The organism is Nonomuraea longispora, from assembly GCF_004348345.1.
GTDB classification, from domain to species: Bacteria; Actinomycetota; Actinomycetes; order Streptosporangiales; family Streptosporangiaceae; genus Nonomuraea; species Nonomuraea longispora.
In genome coordinates this window covers 1-19,023 of the sequence record NZ_SMJZ01000023.1, presented here as the reverse complement: position 1 = coordinate 19,023, position 19,023 = coordinate 1, and the positions used below count along the sequence as shown (strand labels likewise).

General features: G+C 67.0%; 16 protein-coding genes and 1 tRNA gene. 6 read left to right on the top strand and 11 right to left on the bottom strand.

The window, feature by feature from the left end; translation table 11 throughout:
* Window positions 1–712 precede the first annotated feature (712 nt).
* The gene (locus E1267_RS09070; RefSeq protein WP_132331717.1) at window positions 713–2,842 is read left to right on the top strand and encodes an ATP-binding protein; all 2,130 of its coding nucleotides are present in this window, start codon (window positions 713–715) and stop codon (window positions 2,840–2,842) included.
* Window positions 2,843–3,289: 447 nt separating this feature from the next.
* On the opposite strand, the gene E1267_RS09065 is transcribed toward E1267_RS09070, so the two are convergent.
* Window positions 3,290–3,709 (bottom strand): ATP-binding protein, encoded by a 420-nt coding sequence (locus tag E1267_RS09065; protein WP_132331715.1) that lies wholly within the window; start codon window positions 3,707–3,709, stop codon window positions 3,290–3,292.
* A gap of 185 nt (window positions 3,710–3,894) precedes the next feature.
* Between E1267_RS09065 and E1267_RS09060 the strand changes: the two genes are divergently transcribed.
* The 4 genes from E1267_RS09060 to E1267_RS09045 all read left to right on the top strand — a co-directional run bounded on the left by E1267_RS09060 (window position 3,895) and on the right by E1267_RS09045 (window position 6,892).
* Window positions 3,895–4,191, top strand: coding sequence for a putative quinol monooxygenase (locus tag E1267_RS09060; protein ID WP_246063644.1), 297 nt, complete (start codon window positions 3,895–3,897; stop codon window positions 4,189–4,191).
* A gap of 2 nt (window positions 4,192–4,193) precedes the next feature.
* Window positions 4,194–5,390 (top strand): helix-turn-helix domain-containing protein, encoded by a 1,197-nt coding sequence (locus E1267_RS09055; protein ID WP_246063649.1) that lies wholly within the window; start codon window positions 4,194–4,196, stop codon window positions 5,388–5,390.
* Window positions 5,391–5,714: 324 nt separating this feature from the next.
* Complete coding sequence (locus tag E1267_RS09050) at window positions 5,715–6,044, top strand: SCO3933 family regulatory protein (protein WP_165959524.1); 330 nt, start codon at window positions 5,715–5,717, stop codon at window positions 6,042–6,044.
* Between the two features lie 257 nt (window positions 6,045–6,301).
* Window positions 6,302–6,892 (top strand): FtsK/SpoIIIE domain-containing protein, encoded by a 591-nt coding sequence (locus E1267_RS09045; RefSeq protein ID WP_246063641.1) that lies wholly within the window; start codon window positions 6,302–6,304, stop codon window positions 6,890–6,892.
* A gap of 6 nt (window positions 6,893–6,898) precedes the next feature.
* On the opposite strand, the gene E1267_RS09040 is transcribed toward E1267_RS09045, so the two are convergent.
* The 9 genes from E1267_RS09040 to topA form a co-directional block, all read right to left on the bottom strand.
* Window positions 6,899–6,972: transfer RNA gene (locus E1267_RS09040), tRNA-Thr, on the bottom strand.
* A 53-nt stretch (window positions 6,973–7,025) separates the two neighbouring features.
* Window positions 7,026–7,859, bottom strand: a complete 834-nt coding sequence (locus tag E1267_RS09035; protein ID WP_425465071.1) for a PSP1 domain-containing protein — start codon at window positions 7,857–7,859, stop codon at window positions 7,026–7,028.
* Between the two features lie 81 nt (window positions 7,860–7,940).
* The gene (locus E1267_RS09030) at window positions 7,941–8,978 is read right to left on the bottom strand and encodes a permease-like cell division protein FtsX (protein ID WP_132331709.1); all 1,038 of its coding nucleotides are present in this window, start codon (window positions 8,976–8,978) and stop codon (window positions 7,941–7,943) included.
* Entirely contained in the window at window positions 8,975–9,502 is a 528-nt protein-coding gene (locus E1267_RS09025; RefSeq protein ID WP_246063639.1) for a SigE family RNA polymerase sigma factor, read from the bottom strand. The genes E1267_RS09030 and E1267_RS09025 overlap by 4 nt, the downstream gene beginning before the upstream one ends.
* A 51-nt stretch (window positions 9,503–9,553) precedes the next feature.
* A complete protein-coding gene (locus tag E1267_RS09020) occupies window positions 9,554–10,726 on the bottom strand; it encodes a DNA polymerase III subunit delta' (protein WP_132331707.1) in 1,173 nt (390 codons plus the stop codon).
* Between the two features lie 9 nt (window positions 10,727–10,735).
* Window positions 10,736–12,778 (bottom strand): dTMP kinase, encoded by a 2,043-nt coding sequence (tmk, locus tag E1267_RS09015; RefSeq protein ID WP_132331705.1) that lies wholly within the window; start codon window positions 12,776–12,778, stop codon window positions 10,736–10,738.
* A gap of 141 nt (window positions 12,779–12,919) precedes the next feature.
* The gene (locus tag E1267_RS09010; protein ID WP_132331703.1) at window positions 12,920–13,477 is read right to left on the bottom strand and encodes a helix-turn-helix transcriptional regulator; all 558 of its coding nucleotides are present in this window, start codon (window positions 13,475–13,477) and stop codon (window positions 12,920–12,922) included.
* A 75-nt stretch (window positions 13,478–13,552) separates the two neighbouring features.
* A complete protein-coding gene (locus E1267_RS09005) occupies window positions 13,553–14,782 on the bottom strand; it encodes a metallophosphoesterase (protein ID WP_220449389.1) in 1,230 nt (409 codons plus the stop codon).
* A 13-nt stretch (window positions 14,783–14,795) separates the two neighbouring features.
* Window positions 14,796–17,474, bottom strand: a complete 2,679-nt coding sequence (gene topA / locus E1267_RS09000) for a type I DNA topoisomerase (protein ID WP_132331701.1) — start codon at window positions 17,472–17,474, stop codon at window positions 14,796–14,798.
* A gap of 191 nt (window positions 17,475–17,665) precedes the next feature.
* Between topA and E1267_RS08995 the strand changes: the two genes are divergently transcribed.
* Window positions 17,666–17,851 carry a DUF5703 family protein gene (locus tag E1267_RS08995; RefSeq protein ID WP_103957247.1) on the top strand — a complete coding sequence of 62 codons (186 nt, stop codon included), beginning with the start codon at window positions 17,666–17,668 and terminating at the stop codon, window positions 17,849–17,851.
* 157 nt (window positions 17,852–18,008) lie between these two features.
* Here E1267_RS08995 and E1267_RS44160 read toward each other — a convergent pair.
* The coding region (locus tag E1267_RS44160) for a chaplin family protein (RefSeq protein ID WP_165959523.1) at window positions 18,009–19,023 on the bottom strand (1,015 nt) is incomplete at its 5' end.

Sequence of the window (19,023 nt, the reverse complement as noted above, 5' to 3'; positions counted from 1 at the left end):
ACCGATCACTCCAGGCCCGTACAGCAGACACCCAAGTTCGCGCTTGTCCCGGCCTTAAGCCACCACGACGGGATGCGGTAAGCAGCAGTTCGCGAACAGCGTATGGCGTGATCGTGCTTTGGAGGTAGCGTCTCTTGCGGCGTTAGCCTGGCGTTATGGCTGCTGATAGTTGTGATCGTTTAGGTCGATTCTCCGTGCGGTGCGCCTTATGTGCGCCCTGGTCCTGGACCATATTCGGCCAGCCGTCAGCGTGGGACCTCAGTACCAGGGCCGACGAGGGGCTTTGACGGCGATCGCCACCGCCCGTGCGGGTACACCACTGAGGTAGCCGCCATCGTGATCCTTCACTGTCACACGCACCAGAGACGAGAAGATACCACCTCGATCTCGTGCTCCCTCGGATAAGGTGTAAGACAGCAGCGATAACACTTCATCTTCAGAGGCCGAATTGACATTATCATCCTCAGACCCGCTACAAGAAGACGAGCTCGTAGCTCGCGGGGCGGCTGCGCTTAGACATGTTATTGCAGCTCGCGAGCACATAAATCGCATTCCCCAAGAAATAGTAAGTAAGTGGAAGGAGGCGAGCGTTTCCGACTTCGATAGAGCCACACGCAGCAAGGAGACAACTCTACAAAACAAGATATTTCTTCTCCTTCTGCACGCCGATCTCCTCACCATCGAAGCAGCGGATCAGCGAGACCCTTCCCTATTGCGCGAATCTCTGCGGCGCCTATACTTTGCCTGCGTCTATATCGCTCGGTCTAAGCATCTCAGCCCCGGAATTCGCTTCGCAGCGCTCCGTTTGGCGGAGGAAGCAGGTAAGTCGACACGCATCCCCAAGCAGTTTCGGCAGGAAATAGAGAAGAGGATATCCGATTTCCTGAGCCGCAGCGTCGCCGAAGCCTGGGAGGGCTTTCTGGCGATAACAAAAGAGGAATGCATCAGCCTTATAGCAGAAGCCAGGAAAGCGTCCCTTGCCAGTCCGAAGTTTATAATCACGAACCCGGAAGTGGACCCAGAGTCGCAGAAAGTTTCTACTGCCGATCTGTTGGCCTCTGCTGTCGACCGACAGCATTCAAATATTCCACAATCCGAGAACGTGTATGCCGCATATGATATGTCAGACTCAAATGTGCGACTACAGGCCATTGAACTCCGTGGTTTTCGTGGATCGCCAAGCGAACTAAGTCTCGACTTTGCATCTAAAGGTTCGCCGGTGTCAGCAATCATTTTTGGCGAGAATGGCGTCGGAAAATCAACAATTGTGGATGCCATCGAGTTTGCATTGCAGGGCCGGATTGGGCGCTCGGCCTACTTCGACTCACCACTCACGCCCGCTATTGGGTCATTAGCTCAAGACGCCTTGCCCTGGACTAAAGCAAGCCTCGCTGATGGTACTCAGGAATGCAGATCCCTTGTCGATGGGGCAGAAAATCTACTGATCGCGAGTCCCGACAGCATAAGGCCGGGATTTCGTCTAGCACCAATCACCATAAAGCGGGCAGACATCCTTCGCTTCCTGGACACCGAATCACTGGAGCGAGGATCTGTTCTTCTCGACTATTTTCCAGCAGACACAGAGTCGCTCGCTGTCCGACCGGAGGAGGAGTCGCTCCGGTTGCGATCCAAGATGGCTGACTTGCGCATTCGACGGTCTGCATATGCAAAAACACTGGCCGAAATAGTTAACGTTTCCTCATCCGAGCTTGCGTCGATGGACGGGCTTAAGCGATACATTTCAACCAACATCCTTAGAGGCGAGAGTCACGCTACGTTTGAGAAACGCAATGGCTGGATGGAAGTTGATCGAGAGCTGCGGCTCGCCATCTCGAATCTGAGTCAGACCATGGGCGAGTTGAGACGACTAAAGAAGCGCTCTGAATCGACCTTGCAGTCCCTCAATCCCGTGGTTCACGCTCCACAAACCCGCATTATACGGGAGGTTCTCAAAGACGTGGGAGACGATGTTTCCCATGCCTTCTCCGAGCTGGCTTCTGAACATCCGATCGACAGCATAGATATTGTCTATGGGGAATCTGGACCTCTATCTCTTGATATCGTAGTGAGGCTGCAGAATGGTCGCAACTGCTTCCCGCAGCAACTATTCTCTGAAGCCTATAGAGACTTGCTAGCCCTGCTCTTCTTCATGAGCGTAGCAAAGAAGGCATCTGAGCGCGGACAGGCAAGAATTCTCATTATTGACGACGTCCTACAAAGTGTGGATGCAAAGATCAGGCACTCTCTAATCAACTACATGCTCACAGCTTTTGCGGACTGGCAGCTTATCTTTACCGTCCACGACCGGCTCTGGTGCGAGCAATTGAAGGATCTATTCAATGCTCATCGCCATGCGTTCGTTGAGCGTAGAATTTTATCATGGAATTTTGAAGCAGGCCCTCAAATGGCGCAATCTAATGCCGACTCTATGACGAAAGACCTTCGCGCCATCATGGCCTGCGGAGAGCCTCGCGTCGTAGGTGCAATTGCGGGGCAATTGCTTGAGAGCATATGTGATCAGCTTAGCTGGCGTCTTCAATTGAAGATTGCGAGGAAGAAAGGAGATAGGTATACGCTAGGCGACCTGTGGCCTGCCGTTAAGGAGCGGTTGGAGAACAGTCGAGTGAACGCCTTGGCACAGAAGATATCTACACACCGCGGTATGCGAAACCTCACCGTGCACGCTGATCCTCTGTCCATGGGACTCTCGACAGCTGACGCTCAAAGCTTTGCCCAGGCGATTATTGACCTATATGGCCATGTTCGTTGCGGGAGCTGCAGCGGATGGATTGTCGGCGGTTCCAGATCGGCTTCGTGTAGTTGCGGAACAACGACGATCTAGTTGCGTGGGGTTGGTTGTCTGCTGTGCGCGTTGAGCGGTGCTGGGCCGCGACCGGCCGGAGAGCCGCAGCGCGGCCCAGCGACCGCTCAGCGTGCGCCGGACGCCGCAGGCGGCCGGCCTTGAAACCGTAGAGAAAGTCCTCATCCAGGCAGTGCTGCTGCGTTGATGATCTTGCTGAGTTCTAGCGCACTCGACCCTGTAGCAGTGCCTGCCACAAGGCGTCACCGTCTCGGATGAGCATGCGGTGGGTCTCGAAGACCTCGTCAGCGGCATAGTCCGTGCGGCGTAGGAAGGACTGTCCGCCTGCGGCGCACAGCTCGTGGATGACGTTCTGGCAGTGGCAGGTCCAGGCGAGCGTCCGCCGTCGTGACTCCTTGCACGCCTTGAACCAGGTCAACCGCTTGTGGTTCGGCTCCGGCTCGGGTAGGTGCGGGGATAGGCAGTCGCTCATGTGGTCTGGTCGAGTGGGATGAGTGCCCATACTGTGCGTCCGGCTTTGTCGCCGTGGACGCCCCACCGTGTTGTCAGGCTGTCCACCAGGCGCAGTCCTCGGCCGCCCTGGTCCGTGCTGTCGGCCTGGCGTAGGTGTGGGGTGGAGGGGCCGCCTTCGTCGTGGACGGCGACGATCAGCAGGGCGGTGCCTGCGTGGAGGGTTACGCCGAATCGGCCGGCGGCCTGGCCGCTGCGGGTGTGGCGGATGGCGTTGGTGGCGAGTTCGGAGATGACGAGTTCGGCGGTGTAAGTCTCGGGGCGGTCGCCGAGGTAGCCGGCGACGAACCGGCGCGCTGCGCTGATCTGGGCCTTGGTGCCGGGGAAGTTGCGACACCAGCGGTGGATTTCTTGGCCGCTGTTCAGCGTCAGAGACATCGCCGTTTCCTTGCGTTCATGCAGGTCAACGCCCTGCGATCCGCTATCAGTACTTAAAGTACTAGTGCTATACTTCAAGTACAAGCGACTTGATGTACTTGCGCCGCACAATAAGTACTGGTCGAGTGAAGACACCCTGATCCCAGCCCGTCACGGCGACCCAGGAGGCGCGCATGTTTGGACTAATGGTGCGATTCACCTGCAAGGACGAGGAGAGCGCGGCGGCGTTCGACACCCTCGTCGGTGAGACAATCGAGGCGATCCGCCGGCACGAGCCGGGAACGATCGCGTACGCCTCACACCGGGTGGACGGTCAGCCGCTCCAGCGGATCTTCTACGAGCTGTACCGGGACCGCGACGCCTTCGACGCCCACGAGCAGACCGAGCACACCAAGCGCTTCCTGGCGGCTCGCGAAGAGCTACTGGCCTCGGTCGAGGTCGATTGGCTGGATCTGCTGAGCGGGAAGGGCACGACGTCGTGAGCATGGAGTATCAGCGGGCGCTCGGACGGCGCATCGCCCAGGAACGCAAACGGCGCGGCCTGTCACAAGTGGAGCTGGCGCGGCTGGTGGACCGGTCGGTCGCATGGATCTCGCAAGTAGAGCGGGGCGTGCGCAAGGTCGATCGCATGTCCGTGCTGGAGAAGGTCGCCGAAACTCTGGACGTGCCGCTGTCGGAGCTGGCCGCAGAGGCGCCGGTGGTGGCGGCCACGACCGAGGAGGTGCCGGGGACGGCCGGGCTGCGGCTGGTGCTGTCCGGGGCGCACTCGTTGTACGCCATGTTGCACGCCACACCGGTGCCACCGACCGACCAGCTCAAGCCGCGCGTGGACCACGCCTGGGAGCTGACGCATCAGAGCCGCTACGTCGAGCTGACGGAGCTGCTGCGTGGGCTCGTCCCGACGCTGGAGAACGCGGTACGGTCCGCGCCTGCTGAGCGGCAGGCCGAGTTGTTCGAGCTGCTGGCGGTCACCTACCAGGCGTGTTCGGCATCGTTGGCCAAGCTGGGTGAGCCGGAGGCGGCGTGGATCGCGGCCGATCGGGCCATCAGCGCGGCCGAGCGTGCCGGCAACCCGTTGATGATGGCGGCCGGGGCGTTCCGGCTGGGGTTCGTGTTCCTGGGGGCGCGTCATTTCGATCAGGTGGAGGAGACTGCGCGGACCGCTGCTGAGGCGCTGTGGTTCCTGACTGATCAGGGCAACGTGGAAGCGATGTCGTTGTGGGGTGGACTGACCTTGCAGCGGGCGGTGGCGGCCTCGCGGCTTAACCAGGCCGATGTCGCCTACGAGCATCTCTCGCGCGCCCGCGAGATGGCCACGCGGGTCGGTGAGGGGCGCAACGACTACAACACCGAGTTCGGGCCGGCCAACGTGGCGCTGCATGAGGTGGCGGTGGCCGTGGAGGTCGGCGACGCCGGGCACGCGCTGCGGGTCGGAACCGCCGTGGACACCTCGACTCTGTCGGCCGAACGACGGGCGCGACTGGCTGTCGATCTCGCGCGGGCGCATGCGCAGCGTCGCCAAGTAGACGAAGCGGTGACGCGGCTGCTGGAGGCCGAGAACGTCACGCCGGAGCAGATTCGCAACCACCGCGTCGTCCGGCAACTCGTCTCTGACCTGCTGTCGATGCAGGATCCGGCGTCCTCTGAGCTGCGGGAGCTGGCCGAGCGAGTGGCCGCGTAGAAAAAGTACGCGTCCACGTACTCTAAGTACTAGCGATTACTCTCAGTATCAGGTAGCGTTCGTGTTGTAGCTGGAACTCTCCGTAGTCGGAGGGTGGCAGCCCAGCACGAACGCTCTTCGCGTTTCAGGGGTGGATCAAGGAGGTCCGCTCACGAAAGGCGGAGAGAGGGCCACACATGAAAGTGGCCTGAGCGGGAGACCCGCCCAGGCCGGATGCGATAAGCACCCTAGTTGGCGCTTCGATGCTATCGCCTCCGAGCTGACGGCACGGCATCCCTCGTCCTGAAACGCCTGATCAACAGGCCGACGAGAGGTCATACAGCCATGCGTACCGTCCCCATCCCTGTGGACGTCAGCAAGCTCACCATCACCTGCGTGAAGGCCCCGCGCCCTCGCGTGCTCAACAAGGACACCGGCGAGATCAAGACCGACAAGCACGGCAACACCGTCTACGAGGTCACGGTCTCCGTCGAGGACGAGTTCGGCCGGATCGAACTGGTAAAGATCGGTATCACCGGAGAGCCGCCCATCAAGGCCGGCGACGCCGTCAACGCGGTCGGACTGCTCGGCTACGTCTGGGAGATCGCCGGACGCTGGGGCATCTCCTACCGCGCGACCGCCCTGCTCCCGCTGCAGGAGGCCGCCGATGTCTGACCAGTTCTACGCGATGCTCGCAGTCCTGGCCGCCTCGGCGGCCGGGCTGTGGGCCTGGCGCCGCTGGCACTACCGCTCCTTCTGGCTCGTCATCGGCTTCCCGATCACGGCCATCACCATCCGGGCGACCTGGCGCAAGGTCGCTCTCGGCTGCAACCTCACCAAGAAGCGGCAGCGCTTCTGGTTCACCACCGTCCCCGGACTGGTCGCCTCCACCCGGCGTCGTCCGCGTCCGGCGCAAGTGGCAGCGCATCGCCGTGGACACCAAGCCGTTCATGTGGCTGCCGATCCCGACCCGGCACGGCTGGCGGGTCACCCTGCACACCCTGGAAGGACAGATCCCCGCCGACTACGCCGAGGCCGCCGAACGCCTCGCGCACTCCTGGGGCGTGCACGCCGTGCGCGTCTCCTCCGACAAGCCCGGCCGGGTACGCCTCGCCGCCACCGTCCGTGACCCGCTCGTCAAGGTCGATGAACTGCCACCGTCCACCGAACTGCTCAAGGTCACCGTGGGACGCCTGGAGACCGGCACGCCGTGGGTGATCGACTTCCGAACCGTGCCGCACTGGATCAACGCGGGCGCGACGCAGTCGGGCAAGTCCAACCTGGCCAACGCGCTGATCGTCGGTCTCGCGCCGCAACCGGTCGCCCTGGTCGGCTTCGACCTCAAAGGCGGTGTCGAGTTCACCCCGTACGCACCCCGGTTGTCCGCGCTGGCCACCACGCGCGCCGAGTGCGGCGGGCTGCTGGATGACCTGGTGGCGCTCATGACCGACCGGATGGGCGTGTGCCGGATGGCTGTACGCCCACGCGAAAGGCCCTCTCGGATCATCCGGGAGGGCCTTTGACCTGGGAGCCGCCTTGGGGATTCGAACCCCAGACCCCTTCATTACGAGTGAAGTGCTCTGGCCGACTGAGCTAAGGCGGCGTGCCGTACGGCGTGAAAGAGTCTACAGGAGCCCGGAGGGTTCTCGCTCCCGCCTAACCCCCCTGCTCCCCGTACGTAGAGTCGTACGCCTTTCGCGGCCCGCACACGCTCGCCTTCGAGCAGGCGCACCGCCGTCCTCCGTCGTTGAGCCGCACCACCACCGAGTCGGACGGCACGTTGTGCCCCACCACGGTGCCGGCGCCTTCCGGGGTGTCCACGTTCATTCCCACCCGGGGGGCCGAGGCGCGGAACTCCTGGTAGAGCGGGTGTTCGTACTTGAGGCAGCACATGAGCCGCCCGCAGGCCCCCGCGATGCGCAGCGGGTTGACGGGGAGGTCCTGGTCCTTGGCCATGCGTACGGACACCGGCTCGAAGTCCTTGAGGAACGTGGCGCAGCAGAGGTCGCGCCCGCAGGGCCCGATGCCGCCCTGGAGGCGTGCCTCGTCCCTGGGGCCGATCTGCCGCAGTTCGACCCTGGCCCGCAGGTTGCGGGCCAGGTCGCGGACGAGGGCGCGGAAGTCGACCCGGTGGGGGGCCGAGAAGTAGACGGTGTAGACGTTCTCCTCGTCGAGGTAGTCGACGCCGACGACCTTCATGGGCAGGGTGTGCCGTTTGATGAGGCGTTTGGCCACGCTGCGGGCCTCGGCTCTGCGGCGTTTGTTGGATTCGTCGCGGGCGAGGTGTTCCTCCTCGGCCGACCCCGCACACACGGGTAGTCCGTCGATGTCCTCGCTGCTCCATTGAGGCGCCCACACGCACTCCGCCACCTCTGGACCCGAGTCGGTGGGTACGAGCACTTTGTCGCCCACCTTGGGGCTGTGCCCGCCCGGGTCGAGGTAGTAGAGCCTTCCGTAGCGGGTGAAGCTCACGGCCATGATCATTCCCATGGGCTCGAGCTCGCCTCCTGACGGCCTAGGGGGACTGTGCGACCTTCCGTTGCCACATTACGTGCCCATCAGCGCCGAAGGTTAGCGGCCCTTGGAGCACACGTCCGCTTCCGGCAGGTCCAGGCCGTACTTCGCCAACGCGGCCTGCTCGCGCACGCACGTCTGGTCGAGGACCTGAGCCACCCCTGGTTGCCGCTCGAGCTCGCCGATCACATGGACCCGCTCGGTCCCGGGACGCATCGTCAGCCTGAACGACTCGGGCATGTCCTCCACCTTGGTGGCTTCGAGGAGCTGCTCGTTGGACTTGTACGAGTCACGGAAATTCTTGTACGCCGCCTCCTGGTCCTCGAAGACGTACGACTCGACCTCAGGCATTTTCGCGATCAGCTTCTCGATGGCCTTCATCTCTGCCTCCGTCGCCGCCTTGCCCTCCTTGGTAACGCGTTCTGTGGTGCGCTGCCCCCCGCACGCGGGCAGGGCCGAACCCTTACCGCACAGGAAGACGGCGATTCGCTGCACTTCTCCCTTCATGACCGGAAGCTCGAAGAGCCTCGCCGGATCAGAGAACTTCGCCACGCCGGGCAACGTCGGAAGGAGCCGGAAAGTCTGCCGCAGATCGGTCCCTTCCTTGACCTTCACCCTGAACGACGGGGGCATGTCGGCGGGCTTGACGGCGGCCAGCAGCGCCTTGTTCTCCGCGTACTCCTGCCGGAACCTGCCGTAGGCGACCTCCTGGCTTTCGAAGGTCACCACCTCGACGTCCGACGACCGCCGTATCGTCTCCTCGATCATCCGCGTCTGCTCGGGACTGGCCGCCCGCCCCCGGCACGGGTCTTTCCGCGCCGACTCCGTACACAGGATGACCGCCAGGTCCGTCTCCTCGTCGGGGAGTGTCTGCGTGGAGGTCGCGACGATGTTGGCCACGTCGCCCGGCCCGCCCAGCACCGCTGCCGTCGCCGTCCCCGCGAGCACGACCGCCACGGCCGCCGCCACCAGCCGGTAGTTCGGCCGGAAGCGCCGCTCCGGCGCCCGCAGCGGCCTGAGCGTGCCGGGATCGAGCGTCGCGCCCGCCTCCGTGAGAGCCGCGCGCAGCCGGTCCTCCGTCGAACCGTGGTTCATGATTCCTCCTCGAGTGCCCGGCCGAGCGCGGCGAGTCCCCGCGCGATCGTGGATCGCGCCGTACCGGCGCTGATCCGCATGGTGTCGGCGACCTCCTGGTCGGTGAGGTCTAAGTAGTAGCGCAGGGTGAGGGCCTCGCGCTGCCGGCGCGGCAGCTCGCGCAGCGCCAGCAGCACCTCCCGCCGCTCCTCCCCGAGCATCGCGGCGCTCTCCGCCGACCAGACAGGCGGTTCGTACGGCACCGCCCGCCGCAGCACGGTCGCCCGCCGGCGTAACACCGACCGGCACCCGTTGAGCACCGCGGACCGCACGTACGTGAGCGCCTTGCCGGGGTCGCGCAGCCTGCCCCGGCCGGCGTGGGTGCGGGCGAACGCCTCCTGTACGACGTCCTCGGCGCTGGCCTGGTCACCGAGCATGATCAGAGCCAGCCGTACGAGGCCGACGTGGTGCTCGGCGAAGATGGAGGCCACGTCCACGCGCTGCCGGGCGAGGGCTTCCTGTTGGGTGAGTAGTTCGACTTCCACGTAACAGAGACGCCTGTCGGCCCCGTCTGCTGCTTCTGTCACCCGGTCATCTCATGGCCGCAGCGCCAGCATCATCGCCTCGACCGCGATCTGCGGGTTGACGTTGGCCGCCAGGCGTTCCCTGCACTGCATGATCGCGTCGATCCGCCGCAGCGTCTCCTCGGGCGTGGACGCCTTGGCCAACTGGTCGAGGTCGAAGCGGAGGTCGTCGTTGGCCAGTTCGACGGCGGCGCCGAACTGCATGGCCAACACGTCGCGGTAGTAGGACACCAGCTCCAGCAGCGCCGAGTCGAGCGAATCGCGTTTGATGCGGGTGGCCCGGGACTTCTGCCGGTCCTCCAGCTCCTTCAGCGCGCCCGCTCCGCCGCGTACGAGCCCCCGGTTGAGCCCTTTGCCCGTGGAGCCCTCGCCATAGAGCCTGCGCAGCTCGGAGGTCTCGTTGTCGTTGAGCGCGGCGGTGGCGGCGGCGGCCTCTTCCTCGGCCGTCTTCACCAGCCGTTCGGCCGCGGCGACGCACTCGCCGACCCCCGTCAGCGCGCGTGGGATGCCCAGCACGGCCTCGCGGCGCGTCCTGGCTCCCTCGTCGAGCGCGAGCGCCCGCGCCCTGGTGATGTGACCCTGGGCGGCTCTGGCGGCGAACCTGGCGAGGTCGGGTGGCACGCTGTCACGGGTGGCCAGCACGTGGGCGACGGCCTCCGTGGCGGGGGTGGTGAGGGTGACCTGCCGGCAGCGGGACCTGATGGTGATCATGAGGTCGTCGGGGGCGGGGGCGCACAGCAGCCACACCGTGCGGGGTGGCGGCTCCTCGATGGCCTTGAGCAGGGCGTTGGCCGCAGACTCCGTGGCGCGGTCGGCGTCTTCGAACAGGATGACCCGCCACCGGCCCTGCGTGGGCGCCCCGGCCGCGCGCAGGATGAGCTCGCGGGTCTGCTTGACGCTGTAGGACAGACCTTCGGGGCGTACGGACTCCAGGTCGGGGTGTGAGCCGATCAGCACCTGGTGGCACTGGTCGCAGTGGCCGCAGCCGGCGTCGGGGCACAGCAGCGCCGCGGCGAAGGCGCGGGCGGCCTCTTCCCTGCCCGAGCCCGGTGGGCCGGTGAACAGCCAGGCGTGCGTCATGCCCGCGCCGCGCCCGCCCCCGATGACCTCGCCGGCCGCCGCAGCGGCCCGCGACAGCACGGCAGTGGCTTGGTCCTGCCCGACCAGGTCATCGAAAACCGTCACGAGGCAAGGCTAGTCGCGGATGGCGGGCATCGTGCCCGTGGCGTCTTCCGACTCCCTCGGCACCGGGTCGGGAAGGATCTCGTGGATGCGGTCCTGGATCTGTCGGGTGATCACCTCGGGCGGCAGGGTGCCGTCGACCACGAGGTAGCGCTCGGGCGCCGCCGCCGCCAGCGCGCGGAACTCCTTGCGTACCCGCTCGTGGAATTCCAGCGGCTCGGCCTCGATGCGGTCGGCCGCGCCGCCCAGCCGGGTGAGCCCCACCTGGGGCGGCGTGTCGATGAGCACGGTCAGGTGCGGCACCAGCCCGCCCGTGGCCCAGGCGTTGATCTTCGACACGTCTTCGGGGTCGAGCGCCCGCCCGGCGCCCTGGTAGGCCAGCGACGAGTCGACGTAGCGGTCGGTGACGACGAGCGCGCCCCGGTAGAGGGCGGGCCTGATCACCTTCTCCACGTGCTCGGCCCGGTCGGCGGCGTAGAGCAGGGCCTCGGCGCGGGCCGACAGGCCGGCTTCGGCCGCGTCGAGCAGGATCGCGCGCAGCCGCATGCCGACCTTGGTGGAGCCGGGCTCGCGCGTCTGCACGACGTCGTAGCCCTGGTCGCGCAGCCAGATGGCGATCAGCCGCGACTGGGTCGTCTTGCCCGACCCCTCGCCGCCCTCGAACGCCACGAACAGGCCCGGAACGTGCTCGGCGGGCTCGGTGCCCAGCCGCTCGCCGCGCACCGCGGCGATCAGGTCGGCCGTGAACGGCACGCCCTTCCTGTCGTCCATGTGGCGCAGGGCGAGGATGCCGACGGCGGTCGCGAGCACGCCTCCGATCACCAGCACCAGGTTGGACCCGTCGAACTGGTAGGCGAACTCGCCCAGCTCCAGCACGTGCACGCCGAAGATGGCCGCCACCGGGTTGGCCACGGCGACCACGAGCAGCAGCGTCACGCGGGCGGTCGACTGCAGGAACGAGAACGTACGGCCGCGCAGCCCGTCTTCGACCTCGAGCCCGATCAGCGTGTAGCCGATGATCCAGGCGATGCCCGCGCACGCGCCGAGCACGACGGTCAGCATGACCACGATCGGCAGGTTGTGCACCAGCGCGATCGTGACGAGCACCAGCCCGGCCACGGTGATGGCCAGGCCGAACAGCCGCCGGCGCGACAGCTGACGCAGCAGCCTTGGCCCGAAGAACATGCCCAGCGCCATGCCGACGAAGACCGCGCCGAACACGACGCCGTAGGCCGCGTCGCCGCCGCCGAGCGCGCCGACGTAGATCTTGGCGACGCCCACCACGGCCCCGCCCGCGGCGAACGCCCCGAGCATGCCGATGATGAGGCCGCGCACCATGCGGTGGCCGCTGACGTAGCGCCAGCCCTCGATGACCTGCTTGAGCACGGACGGCGTGGAGATGGCGCCGTCACGCTTGGGGATGCTCCGCAGCGTGAAGATCAGGAACGCCGACACGAGGTAGGCGCAGGCGTTGACGATGAGCGCCAGCCCCGTGCCGTCCCTGCCGGACAGGAACGGCACCGTGCTGGTGGCCAGGTCGCCCACCACGGACAGGGCCGCGAACAGCATGGCGGCGATCGGCGCGGTGCCGTAGGTGACCAGCAGGTTGAGCTGGTTGGCCGATTCGAGCTGCTCCTTGGGCACCAGGTTGGGGACGGTGGCGTCCTTGGCCGGGACCCAGAACAGGTTGATGCACTCCACCAGGATGGTCGCGATGATCACCCACTGGTAGCTGTGCACGAACGGGATCGACAACACGATGGCGAACCGGGCGAGGTCGGCCGCGAACATCGTCAGCCGCCTGTCGAACCTGTCGGCGAACACGCCCGCGAGCGGCCCGAGCAGGATCGCCGGCAACATCTTGGCCACGAACACGCCGCCGATGGCCAGCGACTGCACGCGGTAGTCGTCGCGCATCAGGTTTCCGGCCAGCGCGGTGAGCGCCAGGATGTTGAGCCAGTCGCCGAGACTGCACACCGACATGGCGGTCCACAGCCGCCGGAAGGGCGCGTTGGCCAGCACGTGAGCCGGGCGGCGTCGGCCAGGGGCAGTCATGATTTCAGCGTATCCAGGTGTTGACCGGAAGCGGGCAGTCAGGGGAGGAGCCGGAAATGCCCGGCTGCTCGTGGCTGAGAGTATTACGTCCGCGGGCTGGTGCGCAGGTTTCGCACCTCGAAAAGGGCCCCAAATCCATCATCACTTGATAACTCCGGCCTCTTGTCGCGCCGCCTCCACCAGTGGCCGCCATTCGGCGCGGACGGCGGGCGGCAGATCCAGCTCGTCGAACAGCTCCACGAGCAGCACACCGTCGACGTGGTCGAGCAGCTCCTGTGGCCCGCCCCCGCACAACAGCGCGGTGTAGGCGGCCCGCCGCTCGCCACGGTCGGCCAGGTCGTGCGCCCGCCCGCGCACCCGCACGACGCCGAGCGCCGCCGCGACCGGCAGCCGCCGCAGCCGGCTCGGCACGTGGAAGATGCGCCCGTCGCCGGTCACGCGCGTGGCGAACTCGACCTTCGCCTCCAGCGTCAGCCGGAACCCGGCGGCGTCGAGAATGCGCCCGGCCGTCTCGAGCGTCGGCGACTTCCTGCCGTGCTCGTAGGCCGACAGCGTCGTGCGCGACGTGCCGCTCACGCTGGCCAGAGTCTTCTGGTTGAGGCTCGCGGCATGCCTGGCCTGCCTGAACAGCAGGCCGCCGCGCTCGGCCCAGAGCGCCACCTCCTGCCGCAGCGCCTGCTCCACCGGCGAAGAGCCCATGTCGCACCTCCGACTCGTATCCGGTCGGATACTGTACGCCATCATGGCACTACGTGACCAGCGGATTGCACAAAGTCAGGCGCGCAACTCCAACATCGTGACCTCGGGCGGAGCCCCCACGCGCACCGGCGGCCCCCAGAACCCCGCGCCCCTGGTCACATAGACCGGCACCCCGTCGACCGTGGCCAGGCCCGACACCACCGGCTGCTGCAGCCCCACCACCACGTTGAACGGCGCGAGCTGACCACCGTGCGTGTGCCCCGACAACTGCAGGTCGACGCCGTGACGGGCGGCCTCGGCGACCTGGACGGGCTGGTGGGCGAGCAGCACGGTGCTCCTGCCCGCCGCGCGCCCGCCGAGCGCCTTGCCGAAGTCCGGAGGCTCACCCGCGTCCGCCCCGCCGACGTCGTTGACTCCGGCCAGGTCGAGCACGGCCCCCTGATGCCGGATCTCCACCCGTTCGTTACGCAGAGAGCGTACGCCGAGCTCCGCGAGCTCCTCGATCCACTCGCCGGGGCCTCCGGACACGTAGTACTCGTGGTTACCGGTCACGAAATAGGCCCCGTAGCTGGACTCCAGGTTCTTGAGCGGCCGGGCGAGCGGCCCCAACTCGGCGACCGGCCCGTCCACCAGGTCGCCCACGATCGCCACCACGTCGGCCTCCAAGCCGTTGATCATGCGGACGATGCGCTCGGTGTGCCGCAGCCCTGTCAGCGGCCCCAGGTGTACGTCGCTCACCACCGCGAACCGCAGGCCGCTGAGCCGGGGATCCAGCTTCGGCAACACGACCCCGACCCGCTCGGTCACGGGGTCTCCCAGAGCGGTCGTCATGCCGTACCCGACCGTGCCCAGCGCACCCACGCCGGCCACGGCGGCGGTGGCCCGCCCCAGGAAGAGCCGCCTGCTCATCGGGGCCGCCTCCGGCGGGGCAGGCGCGACCGGCTCGTCCTCGGCGGGACCGCCGGCACCGGCGAGCACCGGCACCGGCTCAGGCTCGGGAGTCGCGCCCCGCGGAACGGCCCGGCGCAGCAGCAGCGCCGCCACGGCCCGCGGGATCTCCAGCACGACCAGGATGACGACCAGGTAGAACATCACGGCCACCCAGAGGTAGCCCGGCCAGGCGAGCCAGTGCCCCCACGCCACCCGCGATCCCGCGAACGCCGCGGCGACGAGCAGCACCATGCCCACCAGGCCCCAGGTCAGCGCCTTGCGCAACCGCCCGGGGCCCGTCGTCGAACGCACCATCCGATGCCACAGATAGAAATGCGCGAGCCCGACGACGCCCAGAAACATCAGGACGAACACACCCTGATGCTACTTACGATTTGGTCGCCGGCTTCTTCGCGGTGGCCTTCTTGGCGGGCGCCTTCCTGGACGACTTCTTCGGCGCGGGAGCCCGCTCACGACGCTCGGCCAGCAACTCCGCCGCCCGCTCGATCGTGATGTCCTCGACCGTGTCGCCCTTGCGCAGGGAGGCGTTCGTCTCGCCGTCGGTGACGTACGGGCCGAACCTGCCCTCCTTCACCACGACCGGCTTCTTCGAGTTGGGGTCGTCGCCCAGCTCACGCAGCGGCGCCGCGGCAGCGGCCCGCCGGCCGCGCTGCTTCGGCTGCGCGAACAGCTCCTTGGCCTGCTCGATGGTGACCGTCAGCAGGTCTTCCTCACTGCCCAGCGAACGGGAGTCGGTGCCCTTCTTCAGGTAGGGGCCGAACTTGCCGTTGTAGGCCACGACCTCCTCGCCGTCGAGCTCGCCCACCGACCTCGGGATGGACAGCAGCTTGAGAGCGTCCTCGAGCGTGATGGTGTCGAGCGACATCGACTTGAACAACGAACTCGTACGCGGCTTCGGCGCGTCGGCCTTCTTGCGCTTCTTCGGCGCCTCGTCCTCCGCCGGCTCCGGCAGGACCTCCGTCACGTACGGCCCGTAACGGCCGTCCTTCGCCACGATCGTGTGACCGGTCGCCTGGTCCTTGCCCAGCTCCCTGTCGCCCGTCGGCCGCGAGAACAGCTCCTCCGCCTTCTCCGCCGTCAGCTCGTCGGGCGTCATGTCCTCGGGCACGTTGACCCGCTGGCCGTCGCGGTCGAGATAGGGGCCGTAGCGCCCGACCCGCAGCACGATGTCGGTGCCTTTCACCGGGAACGAGCTGATCTCCTTGGCGTCGATGTCGCCGAGGTCGGTGACCATCTCCTTCAGGCCCTCGTCGCCGTCGACGCCGTAGTAGAAGCGCTGCAGCTCAGGCACCCGCTCCGCCCGGTCGTTCGCGATGTCGTCGAGCACCTTCTCCATCTCGGCCGTGAAGTCGTAGTCGACCAGGTTGCCGAAATGCTGCTCCAGCAGGTTGACCACCGCGAACGCCAGGAACGACGGCACCAGGGCCGTGCCCTTCTTGAACACGTAGCCGCGGTCGAGGATCGTGCCGATGATCGAGGCGTACGTCGACGGCCGCCCGATCTCGCGGTCCTCCAGCTCCTTGACCAGCGACGCCTCGGTGTAGCGGGCGGGCGGCTTGGTCGAGTGGCCCGCCACGTCGAGCCGGGACGCGCTGAGCGCGTCGCCCTCGGCCAGGTTGGGCAGCCGCTTCTCCGAGTCGTCGCGGTCGGTCGAAGGATCGTCCGACCCCTCGACGTACGCCTTGAGGAACCCGTAGAACGTGATCGTCCGCCCCGAGGCGCTGAACTCGACGTCCTCGCCCCCCGACGACCTGCCGGCCACCTTGACCGTGATCGACTCGCCGACCGCGTCCTTCATCTGCGACGACACCGTACGCTGCCAGATCAGCTCGTACAGCCTGAACATGTCGCCCGACAGTCCGGTCTCGCCCGGCGTGCGGAACTCCTCGCCCGACGGCCTGATCGCCTCGTGCGCCTCCTGCGCGCTCTTCACCTTGCTGGCGTAGACGCGAGGCTTGTCGGGAATGTACGCGGCGCCGTACAGCTTGAGCGCCTGGGACCGCGCGGCCGCCACCGCCGTCTCCGACAGCGTGATGCTGTCGGTACGCATGTAGGTGATGAAGCCGTTCTCGTAGAGCCGCTGCGCCACCTGCATCGTGTATTTCGCGGAGAACCCCAGCTTCCTGCTGGCCTCCTGCTGCAACGTGGTCGTCCTGAACGGCGCGTAGGGCTTGCGGGTGTACGGCTTGCGCTCGACCGACTTGACCGCGAACGACGAACCCCGCAACCGGCCCGCCAGCTCACCCGCGGCCGCCTCCGACAGGTGCAGCACGTCGGCGTTCTTCAGCCGGCCGGTGCTGGCGAAGTCGCGCCCCTGCGCCACCCGCCTGCCGTCGACCACGGTCAGCGTCGCGGTGAAGTCGCGCGGCCGCTCCTCCGCCTTGCCGGTGTCGAACAACGCCTGCAGATCCCAGTAGTGGGCAGGCGTGAACGCCATACGGTCGCGCTCGCGCTCCACCACCAGGCGCGTCGCCACCGACTGCACGCGGCCCGCCGACAGACGCGGCTTGACCTTCTTCCACAGGACGGGACTGACCTCGTAGCCGTAGAGCCGGTCGAGGATGCGGCGCGTCTCCTGGGCGTCCACCAGGCGCAGGTTGAGGTCGCGCGGGTTGGCCACGGCGTCCTGGATCGCCTGCTGGGTGATCTCGTGGAAGACCATGCGGTGCACGGGGACCTTGGGCTTGAGCACCTCGCGCAGGTGCCAGGCGATCGCCTCGCCCTCGCGGTCCTCGTCAGTGGCGAGATAGAGCTCGTCGGCGTCCTTCAGCAGCTGCCGCAGCTTGTTGACCTGCGATCGTTTGTCGGGGTTGACGACGTACAGCGGCTCGAACTCGTGCTCGACATTCACCCCGAGCCGTGCCCAAGGCGCTCCCTTGTACTTCTCAGGGATGTCGTCGGCCTTCTCCGGCAGGTCGCGGATGTGACCGATGCTCGATTCGACGATGTAGCCGCGCCCGAGGTAGCCCGCGATGGTCTTCGCCTTGGCGGGCGACTCGACTATCACCAGGCGTGTTCCGCCGGCGCTGCCGTTCTTGGCTGGCACGCTGCTTCCTACCTCGCTGTTCGCTAGCTAATCCCCCTGCCGGGAGTCGGCACAGACTGAAAAGGTAACCCGACTCGCGGAAATTTCCTTCCCCCCGGGCTACCCACTGGCTTCCGGGTCCACCCACAAGCACGCAGAATAAGGCTCATCGAGCGGCATGGCGCCCTGACCCACCCTGGAGACTAATCGTTGTGCTCGACTACTCCTACATGGATATCTTCATTCCGCGCGACCTCACTCGCGAAGCAGCACGTCAACTGCTGACCGAACACGCAGAGTACGGTCAGTGGGAGCTCGCGCGCGTACGCGTACACCCCGACGGGAGCCGGCACGTACGCCTGCGCCGGAAGATCATGCGAGTCCGGCGCACCCTCTGAACCCGAACGCGGAAATGGCTTTGCCCGCCCCGGGCCGCGCCCCCGGAACGGGCAAAGCATCTCTCGCCGACCGCTCGCCGGACGCGAGGGTCAGCCGATCTGGTCAGGCGCGGTCAGGCGCCTGCGCTGTCCTGCTGGATCGCTTGCGGCTTCCTGCTCAGTGCTTGCGGCTCGGGCGGAACCGGCGGGCGGTCGCGAACAGGGTCGCCGAGGCGGCGAGCAGGCCTCCCAGCATGAGGGCGAGCAGCGAGCCGGAGTTCATCCCGGTCACGCCGGCCGGCTGCTCGGCGCTCATCAGGCCCAGGTTGCCGACGGGCAGGCTGCGAGTGGCGGAGGTCACCGCGCCGCCGACCGGGGTCGAGGCGACCAGCGACGTCGCCGGAGCGAGCGGCGAGGCGGCGCCGGAGGGCCGGGCGCGACCCGCCCTGTCAGCCGGCGCGGCGGACGCGGCGGTCCGCTTCGGGGTGACCGCGGTGCGCTTGGGCTTGGCCGGGGTCACGGCGGTCCGCTTGGGCTTGGCCGGGGTCTTCGCCTGACCGGGGTTGGCCGGGGTCTTCGCCTGAGTGGGCAGCCCCGGCAGGCCGGGCAGGCTCGGCAGGCCCAGCGTGCGGGAGGCGTCCTCGACGAGGGGCAGCGAGGTCAGGCCGCCACCCTGCAGCTTGGCGACATCGCCGACGCCACCGACGTCGGGCGTACCGCCCAGGACCGGTACGGCCGGGACCACGGGCAGTACGCCGCCCTTGGCCGCCGCGAACCTGGTGCGGCCCAAGTGCTCGTAGCCGCTGTGGCCTCCGTGGCCCGGCTTGCCGACGTGCGCCCCGCCGAGGCACCCGGCGGCGGCATCGCCCAGCACGGCCACGGCGTTGCCGCAGACGTTGACCGGCGCGGTGATCGGCGCCACGGCCTGGTTGCCGCCGAGAATGCTCGCGTTGCCCGACGTACGGTTGCCGCCCGCGCCCCTGCCCGGGTTCTTCACGTGCGCGCCGCCCCTGCAGCCGGCGAACGCCCGCCCGACCAGCGCCACCGCGTTGCCGCAGACGTTGACCGGCGCGGTGATCGGCGCGACGACCTGGTTGCCCGCCAGGACGCCCGCCCGGCCCGAGGTGCGGTTGCCGCCCGTACCCTTGCCCGAGTTGTGCACCGTCGCCCCACCCGCGCACCCGGCCGTGGCG

What these genes read in the sequence shown, in the direction of transcription:
- E1267_RS09065 (WP_132331715.1), bottom strand. Translation starts at nt 3,709, where the DNA reads ATGTCTCTGACGCTGAACAGCGGCCAAGAAATCCACCGCTGGTGTCGC.
- E1267_RS09060 (WP_246063644.1), top strand. Translation starts at nt 3,895, where the DNA reads ATGGTGCGATTCACCTGCAAGGACGAGGAGAGCGCGGCGGCGTTCGAC.
- E1267_RS09055 (WP_246063649.1), top strand. Translation starts at nt 4,194, where the DNA reads ATGGAGTATCAGCGGGCGCTCGGACGGCGCATCGCCCAGGAACGCAAA.
- E1267_RS09050 (WP_165959524.1), top strand. Translation starts at nt 5,715, where the DNA reads ATGCGTACCGTCCCCATCCCTGTGGACGTCAGCAAGCTCACCATCACC.
- E1267_RS09035 (WP_425465071.1), bottom strand. Translation starts at nt 7,859, where the DNA reads ATGGGAATGATCATGGCCGTGAGCTTCACCCGCTACGGAAGGCTCTAC.
- E1267_RS09030 (WP_132331709.1), bottom strand. Translation starts at nt 8,978, where the DNA reads ATGAACCACGGTTCGACGGAGGACCGGCTGCGCGCGGCTCTCACGGAG.
- tmk (WP_132331705.1), bottom strand. Translation starts at nt 12,778, where the DNA reads ATGACTGCCCCTGGCCGACGCCGCCCGGCTCACGTGCTGGCCAACGCG.
- E1267_RS09010 (WP_132331703.1), bottom strand. Translation starts at nt 13,477, where the DNA reads ATGGGCTCTTCGCCGGTGGAGCAGGCGCTGCGGCAGGAGGTGGCGCTC.